At 53.8% G+C, this 14,443-nt stretch carries 14 protein-coding genes, 2 rRNA genes and 1 pseudogene; 5 read left to right on the top strand and 12 right to left on the bottom strand.

Annotated elements, in window-relative coordinates; translation table 11 throughout:
- Positions 1-236: 236 nt before the first annotated feature.
- Positions 237-1,940 carry an AAA family ATPase gene (locus B5F76_RS06860; protein WP_087352643.1) on the top strand — a complete coding sequence of 568 codons (1,704 nt, stop codon included), beginning with the start codon at positions 237-239 and terminating at the stop codon, positions 1,938-1,940.
- A gap of 52 nt (positions 1,941-1,992) precedes the next feature.
- Positions 1,993-2,139 (top strand): helix-turn-helix domain-containing protein, encoded by a 147-nt coding sequence (locus B5F76_RS06855; RefSeq protein ID WP_446717628.1) that lies wholly within the window; start codon positions 1,993-1,995, stop codon positions 2,137-2,139.
- A 104-nt stretch (positions 2,140-2,243) separates the two neighbouring features.
- On the opposite strand, the gene B5F76_RS06850 is transcribed toward B5F76_RS06855, so the two are convergent.
- The 3 genes from B5F76_RS06850 to B5F76_RS06840 form a co-directional block, all read right to left on the bottom strand.
- A complete protein-coding gene (locus tag B5F76_RS06850) occupies positions 2,244-2,606 on the bottom strand; it encodes a hypothetical protein (protein WP_087352641.1) in 363 nt (120 codons plus the stop codon).
- Between the two features lie 228 nt (positions 2,607-2,834).
- Positions 2,835-3,449, bottom strand: coding sequence for a LysE/ArgO family amino acid transporter (locus B5F76_RS06845; protein WP_087352639.1), 615 nt, complete (start codon positions 3,447-3,449; stop codon positions 2,835-2,837).
- A 600-nt stretch (positions 3,450-4,049) separates the two neighbouring features.
- Positions 4,050-4,781, bottom strand: coding sequence for a sulfite exporter TauE/SafE family protein (locus B5F76_RS06840; protein ID WP_087352637.1), 732 nt, complete (start codon positions 4,779-4,781; stop codon positions 4,050-4,052).
- Between the two features lie 216 nt (positions 4,782-4,997).
- Between B5F76_RS06840 and B5F76_RS06835 the strand changes: the two genes are divergently transcribed.
- On the top strand, positions 4,998-6,272 hold the full coding sequence (locus tag B5F76_RS06835; protein ID WP_087352635.1) for an ATP-binding protein: 1,275 nt from the start codon (positions 4,998-5,000) through the stop codon (positions 6,270-6,272).
- Between the two features lie 92 nt (positions 6,273-6,364).
- Here B5F76_RS06835 and B5F76_RS06830 read toward each other — a convergent pair whose 3' ends face one another.
- The 6 genes from B5F76_RS06830 to B5F76_RS06810 form a co-directional block, all read right to left on the bottom strand.
- Positions 6,365-7,957 carry an outer membrane homotrimeric porin gene (locus B5F76_RS06830; protein ID WP_275074550.1) on the bottom strand — a complete coding sequence of 531 codons (1,593 nt, stop codon included), beginning with the start codon at positions 7,955-7,957 and terminating at the stop codon, positions 6,365-6,367.
- A 38-nt stretch (positions 7,958-7,995) separates the two neighbouring features.
- A complete protein-coding gene (locus tag B5F76_RS06825; RefSeq protein WP_144268407.1) occupies positions 7,996-8,697 on the bottom strand; it encodes a hypothetical protein in 702 nt (233 codons plus the stop codon).
- On the bottom strand, positions 8,673-10,145 hold the full coding sequence (locus B5F76_RS06820) for a sodium:solute symporter family transporter (protein ID WP_087352631.1): 1,473 nt from the start codon (positions 10,143-10,145) through the stop codon (positions 8,673-8,675). Before B5F76_RS06820 ends, B5F76_RS06825 begins: the two co-directional genes overlap by 25 nt.
- Before the next feature lie 86 nt (positions 10,146-10,231).
- A complete protein-coding gene (locus B5F76_RS14820) occupies positions 10,232-10,378 on the bottom strand; it encodes a hypothetical protein (protein WP_162608736.1) in 147 nt (48 codons plus the stop codon).
- 79 nt (positions 10,379-10,457) lie between these two features.
- The gene (locus B5F76_RS06815; RefSeq protein WP_087352629.1) at positions 10,458-10,673 is read right to left on the bottom strand and encodes a 4Fe-4S dicluster domain-containing protein; all 216 of its coding nucleotides are present in this window, start codon (positions 10,671-10,673) and stop codon (positions 10,458-10,460) included.
- Positions 10,673-12,421, bottom strand: coding sequence for an FAD-dependent oxidoreductase (locus B5F76_RS06810; RefSeq protein WP_087352627.1), 1,749 nt, complete (start codon positions 12,419-12,421; stop codon positions 10,673-10,675). Before B5F76_RS06810 ends, B5F76_RS06815 begins: the two co-directional genes overlap by 1 nt.
- 61 nt (positions 12,422-12,482) lie before the next feature.
- On the opposite strand from B5F76_RS06810, the pseudogene B5F76_RS15575 reads away from it, so the two are divergent.
- Positions 12,483-12,770 (top strand): annotated as a pseudogene (locus tag B5F76_RS15575) (HipA domain-containing protein); the annotation flags it as partial.
- A 155-nt stretch (positions 12,771-12,925) separates the two neighbouring features.
- Here the strand turns inward: B5F76_RS15575 and B5F76_RS06800 are convergent.
- Positions 12,926-13,297, bottom strand: a complete 372-nt coding sequence (locus B5F76_RS06800; protein ID WP_087352625.1) for a diacylglycerol kinase — start codon at positions 13,295-13,297, stop codon at positions 12,926-12,928.
- Positions 13,298-13,505: 208 nt separating this feature from the next.
- On the opposite strand from B5F76_RS06800, the gene B5F76_RS06795 reads away from it, so the two are divergent.
- A complete protein-coding gene (locus B5F76_RS06795; protein WP_162608735.1) occupies positions 13,506-13,934 on the top strand; it encodes a plasmid pRiA4b ORF-3 family protein in 429 nt (142 codons plus the stop codon).
- A 246-nt stretch (positions 13,935-14,180) separates the two neighbouring features.
- Here the strand turns inward: B5F76_RS06795 and rrf are convergent.
- Together rrf and B5F76_RS06785 are read right to left on the bottom strand one after the other, a co-directional pair.
- Positions 14,181-14,295, bottom strand: a 5S ribosomal RNA gene (rrf, locus tag B5F76_RS06790).
- Between the two features lie 50 nt (positions 14,296-14,345).
- Positions 14,346-14,443: ribosomal RNA gene (locus tag B5F76_RS06785) — 23S ribosomal RNA — on the bottom strand; the annotation flags it as partial.

Below are 14,443 nucleotides of genomic sequence, written 5' to 3'. Positions count from 1 at the left end.
CTAAAAGGGTGTTGCCTTCCATATGTACTGCGCAAGGGCAGAATACGTCCTTGCAGACGACGAGCACCGCAGTGTTTTGCCTCGGACATTGGATTGACCGCAAAAAACGAAAACCGTACCTTGTCCTTGTGATAGAATTTCACCCGAAATGTGTTGACCCCTTGCAACGCGGGAGGAGAGCAGCAACTTTAGAGAAGGCCCAATGACAAGGACAGCGTGCCTCGGGAGGAAGGAGCATGCCGATCAACATTGTTAATGTCGAACTGTTTGCGAAACTGCGCCAAAATTACGGCTACTACGTCGACAAAACCGAATTTCTGGTGCAATTTCTTCAAGATCCAACTGATGCCACCCGTTTCCGCTTGCCTTCAAGCGCTACGCTTTTCACTCGCCCTAGGCGTTTCGGCAAGACGATGTTCATGTCCATGCTGGCCGAGTTTTTCGATGTCACAAAAAACAGCGGGGAGCTTTTTGCGGGTCTCAAGGTTGCCGAAAACAAGACTCTATGCAGGGAGTGGATGAACCAGTATCCCGTCGTCTCCCTGACTCTGAAGAGAGCTGACAAGCTAACATACAAAGAAGCCGTAGAGAGCATACAAAATCTGATCAGCGAGATATGCACACTGCACGACGAAGTTCTAGAGAACGCCAACATCAAATCCAGAGATCGAAGGCTTTTTCAAAAACTGATAGATTGCGAAACAAACGAGACTACACTCTGCAGCTCTCTTCTCACGATCACCAGAGTCCTCTTCCAGCACTACAACAAACCTGTCATCCTTCTCATTGACGAATACGATGTACCTGTCGCAAAGGCTGCGGAGAGGGGCTACTACGACGAGATGATCGTGTTCATGCGCGGTTTTCTCTCGGACGCGCTGAAAACAAATCCCTATCTCAAATTTGGCATCCTTACAGGAGCCTTGCGCATCACCAAGGAAAGCATCTTTACTGGTCTGAATAATCTGGACTGCTTTGATATCGCCAATCCCAAGTATGCTGACGTCTTTGGATTCACGCAATGTGAAGTAGACCAGATGCTTTTCGACGCTGGCCTTGAAGAAAAACGGGACGAGCTTAAGTCATGGTACGACGGGTATCATTTTGGAGATCGTTCGGATATCTATTGCCCCTGGAGCATAATGAAGTATCTTGCCGATGCGCAAAGTATTCCCCAAGAAAAGCCGAAAGCTTATTGGGTAGGAACTAGTGGCAACGAGCTGACCAAGGCCTTCTTGGGGCGTATGCCCTCGACAGTCCAGGATGATATAGCCTCTCTGACAGAAGGAAAAAACATAGCAGTAGCGATCAAGGAAGACCTCAACTACAACCAGATATACACAGATGAGGACAATTTCTGGACGCTGCTCTATCTCACAGGCTATCTGACACCTTCTTCGGATAGCGCAAATTGCGTTGTGCCTCCTGGCCCCGGGCGAACAGTTCTTGCCATTCCCAACAGGGAAGTGAAGGATGTTTTCCGAAACGAAATCAAATCCTGGTTCAGCCAGATGCTGCCCAAGGACAAGCAAGAAGACTTTTTCAATCTGTTCTGGAAGGGCGATGCGCAGAATCTGGAAAAGTCGCTTGGGACGATGCTTCTCACAAGTTCTAGTGTCCAAGACTACAAGTACAGGGAGCACTTCTATCACTCCTTCCTGCTTGGCATCTTCATGCTCTTGTATCCAGTAACCTCCAACAGGGAAGCCGGAGAGGGCTTTTTCGATCTCATTGTGCAGGATGAACGGGACAAGCGTGCCGCAGTCATTGAGGTCAAGCGCGCCGATTCTAGGGAAGAGCTGGAGGCTGAAGTCGAAAAGGCCCTGCTGCAGATCGAAGAGCGCCAGTACGACACAGAGCTCAAGACCAGAGGCTACACACAGATCCTCCACTGGGGGATGGCGTTTTACAAGAAGTCCTGCAAGATGGGGGTTCGATGACGTCCTTGAGCCCCCTGCAGTACCAGAAGACCCTGCGGCTGAGGCCCAGCGCATGATGCTGAATGGTGAATACGACGTTGCCAGTGCAGCCTATGCAGTGGGCTATGAGAGCCCTACCCAGTTCAGCCGCGAGTACAAGCGCATGTTCGGAGAATCGCCGCTCAAAGACACGCACAAGAAACGCATAGAGCTGTGCTGAACTCGCTATAGAGCAGAAAGGCCAGCTATCTCAAGATGATACACCCGTCGGAGGACAAAGCCCCGACGGGTATTTTTTGTTTTGTCAGACACTGACAATAGGGACTATTCGTCGAAATGGAAGTCCCTGATCTTGAGCGCCATGCAATTCTCCACGACAGTGCGGACAGTCTGCTGATCCACGCCATCGGGAGACTCGCCACTGACTTCCAGCCTGAACTTCAGCTTCATGCCGGAATTTGCCAGATGCGAGGTCACTTCCTCCAGGATACGGTTCACGTCCCTGTTGATGCGGACGGAATCAAGCTCGGCTGTCATGAAGAAGTTGTGGGTCTTGGGAGAAGGCGGAGTAATCGTAGTTCCAGCGCCGCTATTGCCATTGCCGCCACCATTGCCGTTGTCCCTGTCGAGCTGGATCTTCTGCTCCTTGGCAACAAAAAGCCGCACAAGCAGGCCTGCGCGATCCACGGAAAGAGCTTCTCCCCATTTAACTCGATGGGGGCGTTGTGGACACGTCCGCAGTAGTCCGAGATCTGCACCAATGTTTCGAACTCGGAATATTGCTAAAAGCGGGGGTACGCCCCCGCGAAACCTCGCACGTAAGTGCGAGGTAGTTCATCATGATAAACGTTTGTCGTTCTGCGTGCCAAGAAAGTGATATCAGGAAAGATATTGCCCATAAGGTCGCTTGCCACATCACCCCCGCACAAGGTCCATAAAGGAGAGCGCAAGACTGATGGCGTAGCCGCAGATCACAAGGCCGCAGACAAGGTTGATGATGCGCAAAACCTTGGGCGTGAAGCGGCTTTTCAGAAGGCTTGTCGCTGCCGTAAGCCAAAAAAACCACATGCTTGAGGCCGAGACTACGCCCAGGATGAAGGCAGTAGTCTCGCTCTCCGCCAAAACAGCACGAAATGCCCCCAAAAGAAGAGAGACATCAAGCAGGGCCTGGGGGTTGAGCCAGGTTACTGCAAAGGCCATCCAGGCCACCTTCCACAATGGCATGTCCATGGAAAGCTCTGCTGTCGCAACATCGCGGCTCAAGACAAGCCTAGCACCTATGACAAAAACAAGCAGACTGCCAACTCCCAGGATCACCATCTTCGCAAGATCCGAACGGGTGATGATGGCGCCCACACCGAAAAAGCCTGCCATAGAGAGCAGGATATCGAAGAAGATCACTATCCCCGCAATGCGGAAGGCAACCCATCGCGGACGGGACAGGGCGGAGTTGATGACAAAGAGGTTTTGCAGCCCAATGGGTGCGACGTAGGCAAGGCCAAGCGACAGCCCCTGAAAAAAAGCGGTCATGCGAGGTGCTCCCAGGAGATTGAGTCCGGACAGGTCCGGGGTTTTCGGGAGTGTATCCCCTTTTGCGGCATTGGCAAGGCTCTGCCCCAACCATCCAGAATCGAGGGAGGAACAGTTTTGTGTCGCGTGTGGGATCAATATCATGTTGTGTTACAAGGAGGGCTGCCATGTGTCGCGGAGAGACAGAGATTCGAATTCCGGAACCGCGCCCATGGGGACAAGGGGGCTTTCCCCCGCACTGCCCCGCTGCCTGCTGTCTGTGTCCTTTCGCAATGGATACGTTTCTGCCTTGGCAATATGGCACAATGGCCTCCTGCCCCTCTCCCCTTCTCCAAAAGATTGAGGCTCCCATCTCTTGCAACAGGAAAGCCTCATGCATGTTGGTGGGCGCAAGTGTCGCGAAGCGGTTTAGCCTTGTACTGGCACGGGCGCGAGCCAGACACAGGGCAAGCCCTGCCCCCCTCTGTATGGCACCCACCTGGCTTCTTCCAAAGCAGGCGCTGGTACATTTTCCTGTCGGATTTTGGCTGACGACTGGTATACTTTTGTTGTCGAATCCTGGTACAAAAATTCTGTTGCCTGACAATCTGCTCACAACCATCACAGGATGGCCCTGCCAAGACACAATATGCCTGCCAGTACAATGACAGCCTGGACAACCTTGCGAAAGGTTTCCGCATTCACTCTCTTCACGACCGGCATGGAAAGCAGGATCCCCAGTACCACAAAGGGCACGCAAAAAAACACATAGTGGAGTATTTCAGTCGTATAGAGGCCAGCCGAAGCCTGCATGGTGCAGGTAACCAGAATGCGCAAAAGGAAGTAGATGCTGGTGGTCCCAAGGAAGATTAGCGGCTGCCAGCCAGCCTGCAGACCGTAAATGGCGACAACGGGTCCATCTATGTTCACGCAGGTACCAAGCATGCCGCCTATCATGCCCACGACAATGCTTGCTGCCGTGCTTTCCCGCAAGAGACTGACGTTTTTGAAAAGAGCCATGCCCGCAGTGCAGAAGATGAGCATGATGCCCACGAAGATTTCCAGGATATGGGCAGGAGCGTACTGCAGGATGAACAGGCCCAAAAGGGAACCGGGGATGGTGCCCCCAAACATGAGCATGGCAGTCTTCCAGCGACAGTAGCGAAAGTATCTGAGGCTCATGACAAGGCCGACAGACAAACCTGTGAGACAGGAGACAAGCACCACAGTCTGCACGGGCATGACGGTGATCTGTATGGCTGTCGCGATAGCGGCGGCGCCTATGCCGCACAGGCCGCTGACAAAGGCGGCCACAAACCAGGCGAGAATCGAGACGAACAGGGAAAGATCCATGCTATTCCTTGAAATTTAGCAAAAAGAGCGCCTGGCATACAGTCTGGATTGGCGGACAGACGAAAGGTCCAGGGGGAACGCTTTGGGAGAATCTATCTGGCCAGGCAAAGAGAGTCAAAGCCATGATTGACTCCTCCAATCTCTTGATTTTTCAGAAATCTTGCCTATCATGCAAAAAAGTAACGACAAATACGTCATAAGTAAGAGGTACGTGCTATGATCCAGCGAGACTTCTATCTCAATCGCCTGATACGCCATATGTGGAACGGAGAAATCAAGGTAGTCACGGGGATTCGGCGCTGTGGCAAATCTGTGCTGCTCTTTGAGTTGTTCAACAACTATCTTTTGTCCCAAGGGGTAGAGGAAAATCATATCCTCAAGATAGAACTGGATCAAAGACGCTTCTACAGATTCAGGAATCCGATCACCCTGTGCGAGTTTGTCGAGAGCGTTGTCACAAAACATCCGGAAGAAAAATTTTATCTCTTTATTGATGAGGTTCAGTTCACGTTCAAGGTCATTGACAGAGAAAACGGTGATATCGAGGTTTCTATCTATGACATGCTGAACGAGCTCAAATCGTACAAGAATCTGGATGTCTATGTGACAGGCAGCAACTCTCAAGGCCTTTCCAGGGATATCTCAACAGAATTTCGTGGTCGTGCCACCCAGATCCATGTTTTTCCCTTGAGTTTTTCCGAATTCTCCTCGTTTTTCGGAGGAGACGAACAAAAGGCTCTTGAAAACTACATGCTGTATGGTGGCATGCCACGTCTTACATTTCTTCAAGATGAAAACGATAAAAAAGAGTATCTTGCCTCACTTTATCAGGAATTATATGTTAAAGATATCGTTGAACGATATAAAATAGAACGAGAAGATATATTAAATAATATTCTTGATTTTTTGGCATCTCAGATAAGTTCTTTGACAAATCCTACAAAAATAGCAAACGCTCTGACAAGCATGCGTAACGAAAAAATTAGTTCCTCTCTTGTCTCAAATTATACACAGCATATCATCGATTCTTTTCTTGTTTCCATGGCAAAACGCTATGACGTTAAAGGAAAGACATATTTTAAATACCCAAACAAGTACTACTATACGGATATGGGACTTCGCAACGCACGGCTCAACTTTCGGCAGTACGATCCGGGGCATATCATGGAGAATATCCTCTACCTTGAGCTTGTTCGGCGCGGCTATTCCGTTGACGTGGGCGTTGTGAGCGATCGCACCAATGGTGCCAACACTCAAAGGGAAATCGATTTTGTCGTGAATGACATGGACAAAAGAGTTTATATCCAGTCCGCCTTCAGGATGGATACAGAAGCAAAGGAGTCTTCCGAGCTCGCATCCCTGAAGCTTACGGGAGATTTTTTCCGCAAGGTGGTCGTTCGCATGGATATTCCCCACAACTTCCACGACAATCAGGGGATTTTCCACTGCAATCTCGTTGATCTGCTCCTCGATCGTGTCCAGCTCTTCTGAGCGCCGCCCACTCCTCCAAAGTTTGAGGCTCCCCTTGCCTTGCGTCAGGGGAGCCTCGTGCATATTGAAGAGGCGCCACACCCCCATGGCGTTTAGAAGGAATAGAGGAACATCAGGTTGGCGTTCCAGGCGTCACGCGTGGTGTCGTCCCTGCCGTTGATTTTGGAGCTGCCCCAGACATCCTCGGATTTGTCCAGCCACAGAGCAATATAGCCCACGTCCAGGGCTATTTTGAGATTTTCGTACACATCAAGGACCGAAGTCACGCCAAATTCCATGGCAGAGTCGTGGTCCGTCAGATACATGTTCTCCACGCCATAGGCCTGGCCGCCAAAGTTGTTGGGCGTGGGATTGAAGTCGCGGCTGCGCGCCTCGTCCAGGATGCCGGCACTGTTTGTGCCGCCTATGTAGTACACCCGGAAGATGTGAGTCAGGTTCTCGATAAAGCTTACGTCACGCACGCGCAGGCCAATCGCCCAGGAGCCAGCGAGGTTGTTGTACATGGCAGCGTCGCGACCGATGTAGACCTTGCCGTCCAGGGCGTAGTTGGAAAAGACATTGTCCATGGCGCCAGTGCTGATGGAAGGCAGACGCTCGGAACCGTTGCCAAGGTTTGCGTCGTCGCCTGTCGCGTACCAGCCCACAAGGCCGGGTGTGCCCCAGTCAAAGGCGTATTCCACAAGCAGGGCACCCATCCAGCCCTGACGGTTGAAGGCGCTGGAATCAAAGCTCACAGTGCCGTAGGTAAAATCCCAGGCTATGCGCAGGGCGTCCATGACCGTAATGTCGCCGGTCACACCAGCCCAGAAACCGTTGCCGTAGGAGTCGAAGGCCTTGTCTGCGCCGCGCAATATCACCTTGTTGGCCCAGGCAGGCAAAAGGCCTCTGGTGATCCAGGGGCCGGACACGCCCGTGGCATTGCTGAAATTGCCGTACCTTTCGCCGTCAAACTCCCCGTTTTCACCATAGCCCTTGAAGGCATTGGGGCCAATGGCTGCATACATGACCCAGGGTGTCACCTTGCCCATATCGAAGGTCACGGGCAGAGTCAGCACAAAGGCATCCAGATTGTCCAGATAGTTCGCGTAGGAACGTCCCCCGCTGCCATTGGGGCGGCCAGCGTAGTTGTCGTTGTAGAGCCTGCCCCAAAAGCCGCTCACGCCCACGTTCTCGTGGAACTGCCAGCTGAAGGCCACTGCAGCAAAGTCATCGCCAAGGCTTTGCGGCTTTGCCATGGCGTAGCTTGGCACAATGGCGCCCTGCAGGCCCATGCGCACCTTGAAGTTCGTGTCCGGGATGGTCCAGTCTATGTAGGCGCGGCGCACCTCTATGATGGGCTGATCCGTGCCCAGAGCGCCACCAGTCGGGGCGTCGCCCCATGTAGTTTCGCCGATTTCGAAAAAGACCGTGCCGGAGAGATACTCCGAGACCACAGCGTCCACCTGTATGCGCAGCCGCTGCTTGGCGTCGAATTCGTCCTGGCTGCCGTTGTAGCCTGTCTGGCCGTTGCCGCCAGTGAAGTTGCCGTTCTGGCCGTAGTCAAAGTTCACGACCCATTCGCCGGCAACCTTGAAATCCACTGCCCGGACACCTTGAGCCTGCGCGAAAACAAGTCCTGCTGCCAAAAGCAATACCTGCAGGCCCCTTGCAAAGACTCCTGTCCCTTTTCTGGGACTTTTTTTCAAACGGCCATCTTCCTGGACAGCATCTCTTGTGTTGTTCCTCATCCTTCTCCCCCAGTATTTGTCAGATAGTCCACCACATTCCAGTACTCTGCCACACCGCCAAGGCCAGTGCTCGCGTCAAAGACAAAGACCCTCTCCTCGTGGCTTTGGGAGCGCATGATCCAGAAAGGCTTGCAGATACGTGCAGCCTCCTGCCCAAGACTTGTCATGGTGGCCCAAAGTCCCAGTGGTCTATTGTAGAATTTGCCCATGTCCCGCAAAAGATCGCAGTACCCCTTTTGAAGGGCCTCTTCTTTTGTCACAGTGCAGGACACCACGTGTGCCCTGGCCCTGACCAGGACATCCTCACCCCTGAACACCAAGGCTTCCGCAAACTGCCTGCCCCCACACGTCTTGAGCGCATTGTCCGGATGTGCGCAATCCTCCGGGCCTTCGGCAAACACAATGCGCTCGCGCACACTTTCCGGGGCCTGAATGAGCTTTTGCGAGCGAGCGCTCACACCATCCAGAATGCGCAGCTCTTCAACCTGCCTCTTCCCGAAGAATCGCCAGGAAAGCTCCTCCCGATAGCTCAAGAACCAGTAGGGGTAGTAGAGCAGATCGAAAAAGACCTCTTCCTTCAGCCTGCGCAAGAAACCGTAGCGCTTGTACAGGGCAGGAACAGTCCAGTTGAGGCCCGAGCTTGAAAGCTCCTGCCCCAACCTTCCCGTATCGTCTAGAGTCGCGCGAACTTCTTCCACAGCCGTGCCATATCCTCTCTCAAGAGCTTTTCCCTTGTAAGCCAGTACACAGCAAAGAAGCTGAGCGGCGAGATCACAAGGCCCACCAACAGCGCAGGGATGCCGGTTGCCTTCTGTCCGACAATGGTCCAGATGGGAATGACAATCATGGTTACTACCATCTGCGCAATGACTGCCCTTGCTGGTGTGCGCGGAAGCAGGATGACGCCTATCATGGGCATGAGGAAGGTGAAGACCAGAAAGCCGAAGGCAAAGACGCCTATCCAGAAGATGATCGTGGGAGGCTCAATGGCAAGCAGCATGGACACAAGCACAAAGAACGAGGCTCCTGCGCGATTGTAGAGGACAGGATGCCTTTCGTAGCGCTCGGGAATGATCAGTTTGAAGATATCCTCGGAAAGCGTTGCTGCTGCAACCACGATGCTGCCGCTCACTGTGGACATGATGGCCGAAAGTATGGCCGCTATGAAAAGCCCGCCTGTCACAGGCGAGAGAACCTTTTGTATGAGCAGGGGTATGACTGCGTCCGGGTTGGGTATGGTTGCCGGATCGAGCACAATGCGTGCCATCATGCCTGTGGGCACAAGCGTCCAGGCAAGGATAGCGGAAAAGAAGGTGCAGATCACAAGGGCCGTGCGCGCTGTGCGCACGTCGCGCATGCTGAAGATGGCAACGCTTTGCTGTGGTAGGGCAAGACCCACAAGGCCGGTGATTACGACTATGATCACAATCTGCGTGACCGGAATCTTCCCGCCACCCGTGATGTCCAGAAGGTTCGAGTCAATGGCCGCAAGGCTTAAGTTCAGCTCAGGGATGAAGTTCCAGTGCAGGCCGCCGAAGGCCACGGTGGCAGTCGCCACCATGATGACTATGGAGCCAATGATCATGAGAACGCCCTGCAGGCAGTCCGTCCACACAGAGGCAAGATACCCTCCCAGAATGCAGTAGACGCCCACTATGCCTGCGCCAAGGAAAAGGCCGTTCAGATAGGATGTCTCGAGCGTCACGCTGAAGATCTCGCCCGTTGCCTTGAACTGGGCAACAAGGGAGCCCCCAAGGCCTATGACTATGGCTGCAGCCGCAAGGATGCGCACAGTACGGCTCTGGTAGCGCTTTTCCAGAAGCTGCGGCAGGGTCAGCACATTGAAGTGATCAAAGGCTACCTTCAGGCGCTGGCCAAAGACGCGAAAGGAAAAGAAGTAGCAGATGGGTGTCGCTATCCCCATGGAAAACCCAGCCCAGCCCACGTTCCAGGCCATGCCCGGGGCGCCCACGAGCTTCACGCCGCTCTCCCAGGTGGAGGCGAACTTGAAGGCCGTAAGCCAGGGCCCGAAGCCCTTGCCGCCGAGAAAGTAGTCCCTGGAATCGCGGATGCGGCGCGAGGCAATCCAGCCAATGGCAAGCATGAGTACAAAGTACCCGACAAGTATGAGAATGGTTACGGTCATGACAAAAATCCCGATGTGATCAGGCTTGCGGTCGTATTAGCCATCTGGATGTCCGGCTTACGGGGGATTGGTGGACCTTTCCGGCTTTAGGTGTCGAGTCCTTCTTCATCGTCAGTGTGGGGCTTGTCCTTTTGCAGTGCCCACCAGATGCCATAGCCTGTCACGAGGACAAACTGCAGCAAAAAGACGCCGACGTAGAAGAGAAAGGTATCGGCTGGCATGTTGGCGATCATTTAGGTGCTCCTTGCTGGATGCTCCCTGTTTTGTGTCCGAAAGGCCCCTGTCCCTTTGTCACAGACAGGGGGCGCATCCTCACCAGGGCAGTACAGGGCGTCGCTCCCTGTCTGCGGAGACAGTGATGGCCTGGGCCGGGCAGTACTTTTCGCACAGAAAACAGGACTGACAGTCCTGCAGATAGGTGATGACAGGGTACTTCTTATCGTCCCTGCGCAGGACATCCTGCGGGCAGATGGTCACGCACAATCCGCAGCGCAGGCACTTTTTCTTGTCTATGTGTCTGACTCCCATCAGATGTTCTCCCCGAGTTTTCTGGCAGCGGCAATGGAGGCGTGCAGCTCGCGCTTCCTTTCAGGGCGCAAGGGATAGCGGTCAATGGGGATGTCCTTCGTGGACAGCGCAAGCCCGTTGTCGCTACCCTTTTCAATCATGATCCACTTGAGCCAGTTTTCATTGTCGATTTCCGGATAGTCCAGGCGCAAATGGGAGCCGCGGCTCTCCTTGCGGAAAAGTGCTGCAGTGAGCATGGCTTCCGCACAAAGCACCATGTTCCTGGCCTCAAGCGCAAAGCGCAGCCCATGGGGATCCGCAGCCTTGAGGCGGGGAACGTCGTCCTCCTTGATCTCCTGTATGCGGCAAAGCGCCCTTTGCATCTTCTCCTCTGTACGCAGAATGTAGACGTCGTAGGGGAAGAGGGCTTCCTGAACGGCTATGACCACATGGGCGGGATCGCAGCCAGTCGCATGGCGCATGGGTTCTGTCATGGCCCAGGCAGCCGCGTCTATCTCCTGCTGATCCAGCTCCACAGCATCCACGCTTGCGGCATAGGCAGCTGCGGACTGACCGGCAATGGTTCCCGTGGTGGAGGCAGCCGGCATGGCGTAGGCGCAAAAGCCCTCCACGCCCGAGGTCGGACCGTAGGACGCATCGCCTGCTGCGTAGAGGCCCTCCAGAGTGGTGCGACCGTTGATGTCGATCCACAATCCTCCGCCAAAGCCCACGTTGCCAATGAGGGCAGAGACCCATTCGAGCTTGCCCTTGCGACAGACGCCCTCGTTGGTCACGTAGCCTGCCTGCACATAGGATCTGTACATGAGGGGCAATGTGCGCGCGAAAAGCTCCCAATCCTTCGGAGTGTAGGAGGAGTAGTCAAAATAAAGGGGGCCACGCCCGAAATGCACTTCCATGGCCATGGAGGCGGAAATACGCCACAGGTTGCCGTGGGAGGCGTACTCTGGATCGTACTTGGCTGTGAAATCCTCGCCAAGGGCGTTCACAAACTTGGCGCCCAGGCCCTGGGAAATGTTCATGCCGTGGGTGGCAAAGCCAGCGTGTGTCAGCTGGTGGCAGTTGAACTCGTAATTGCAAAGGGCAGCGCCTGCATTGAGGCCCATGATGTGGGAATCGCCAGTCACCATATGCAGATCTGCATAGTGGGACTTGTAGGCCTGGGCGCCAGTGGTGAGCACAACGGCCTTGGCCCTGAAAAGATAGAGCTCGCCAGTGACACCGTGGAAACCCATAACGCCGCGTATGGCATTGGGTTTCTTTTTGTCGTGCACAAGGCTCACGCACATGACGCGATCCACAATCTTTACGCCCGTCTTTTCACAGGCCTTGCGCATGACTTCCATGAACTGGGGGCCGTGGAACATGAGCGTCTTGATGGGGCGCTCGTCGGACGAACCCTGGCCCTCGATGCGGTTGTAGGTACCGTTGGGATTCTTCTCGAAGACAACACCGTAGCGCTCGAGATCGTGCACGCGATCCCCAATGGTCTCGAAATGCTGCCTGAGCCAGTCCTGATCGTTGATGAAGAAGCCTTCCTCAACGGCCTTGCCGTACCAGAGATCGTAGCTGTCCTCTTCCTTGATGTAGGCCTTGAAGGAGCCTGCCCCGAAGGTGCCGCAGCCACTCTTGCCCACATAGGCCTTGTCCACCAGTATGACATGGGCTCCGGCCTCCGCGGCCTTCACAGCCGCAAAGGTGCCGGCAGGCCCGCCACCGGCGACAACAACGTCGCAATCCAGAATCTGCATGCCCTAATAAGCCTCCAGTATTGTGGGTATAGGGGAATTTGCTGTTCGCAAGGTACGATTTATGCCCTTTTCTCAAGGAAGAAACAATACTTGCGCAGCGCCAAATGCCGGTCAAAGACCGCATCTGAAGAACTTTTCGCTGCTCCAGGATGGAGTTGTACGTACAAGGCGCCTTGCCCCTGCCTACGATCTTCTCTCCACACGCCTTGTGATTCCTGAAAAGGATGCCCCAGAGGAAATGGCACTGACCATCAACGGCAAGAAGAACAAGCTGAAGTTCGAGGACTTTGCCAGCTTTGCCAAAAACATCGGGCTCAATGCAAAACAGTTTCGGACAGCCTGCGACCAGCTTGCAGCAAGCCTGCCTGTCCTGTTCGCTCTTGTGCAAAAAAGCTTTCTGCCTGAGGAGCTCAAAAGGACTACGCAAAACTTTTGGAGGAGCGGGCCACAAGGCTTGGGCTTTTGTCAGATTCAGGGGACATGTGAGGCACGCAAGCCCCGGGACTACTCAAGGACAAGGCCAATCAGAAAGCCAAGCCACACACAGGCCAGAAATATCTGGCAGACAAACTGGGCAGCACTGCCCATGTCCTTGGCCTTCTTGGCAAGGGGATGCCACTCTGGCGAGACGAGGTCCACGACATTCTCTATGGCGGTATTGAGGAGCTCCACGACAACACACAAGACAAGCGGCACTATGAGCAACACCCGCTCTGCCCAGGATGAACCAAGGTACAGGCCAAGGGGAACGCCAACCATGCATAGCAGGACAATCTCCCTGAAGGCTTCCTCGTCCTTCCAGGTAGCGCGCAGGCCCTCCAGCGAGTAGCGCAGCGCATACACAAGACGGGCAAGTCCGCGTCGCTGTTCTTTCATGACATCCTCCGAATCAAATCTCTATCCAGCCCAGTATGCCGCCTCAAAACCATGCCCGCAAGGGCTGTCATGGCATTGCAACTCACTCCTTGTCTTTCCGCCCTGCCGCGGCTGCGCTGGCATGCAAGGCGTGCGCCAAGGCTCAGCCTCCAAAACGCTCTCACACAGCTCAAGGCAATACTACTCTGACCACAAGGAGGAGACCTCCATGCCCTATGTTCCTGACGGCAGCAAACCCTACTATCTGCGCCTGTGCATCAGCCTTCTCGAGGGCTGTGGGGAGAAATACAAGGACATCTACAGGACAATTGATGCCCTTTCTACCAACACCCTGGAAGATCTTCACGACGAAATTTTCACACTTTTCGAGAGATACGATCATCACTTGTGGGACTTCCAGTTTGGCGGAAGGCGACCAAACGCCCCACATGCTCTTCGTTTCGCCTCCGAAGATACGATTGATGCCGAAAGGGAGTACAGCGACGAGGCTGACCAAATCAGGCTTGCCAGCGAGGTGACCCTGGCAAATCTCAATCTCAGTCCCAAGCAATACTTCTTCTATGTCTTCGACTATGGAGACGAGTGGATGCACAAGATCACCGTTTCCTTATCAGGAAGTGAAGAAAGAAGATCCTGACGAATTCAGGCTTGTGAAGGCTGTGGGCAAGATTCCACCTGAATACCCGGACTATGACGATGATGAGGACGAGGACGAGAGCTACTAATTACCTGTGAAACCCTAACTGAAATCGGGGGCCGCATTCTCTCCAGAAATACTCTGGGGGAGAAGACGGCCCCTCTTGCATGATGAATACAGTTTTTGAGCAACAACAATGCAAAAAGCCCCGGAGCAGAACGTGCTCTACGGGGCTTCCATGAAAAATCTTGGCAACTACCTACTTTCCCACATGAAGATATGCAGTATCATCGGCGAAAAGGAGCTTAACTTCCGAGTTCGGAATGGGATCGGGTGTACCCTCCTCTCCATGGTCACCAAGAAATATGCAAATATATAATCAAACAGGGAGGAAGGAAGTTTATTTTTTGGAAGAATAAGACTCACGGGCTATTAGTACTGGTCAGCTCCATGCCTCACGGCACTTCCACCTCCAGCCTATCAACGAGGTAGTCTTCCTCGGCCCTACA

The sequence above is a fragment of the Desulfovibrio sp. An276 genome (assembly GCF_002159665.1).
Taxonomy (GTDB): Bacteria; Desulfobacterota; Desulfovibrionia; order Desulfovibrionales; family Desulfovibrionaceae; genus Desulfovibrio; species Desulfovibrio faecigallinarum.
Note: the sequence above shows the minus strand (reverse complement) of the source record. Positions and strands in the feature narration are given on the sequence as shown.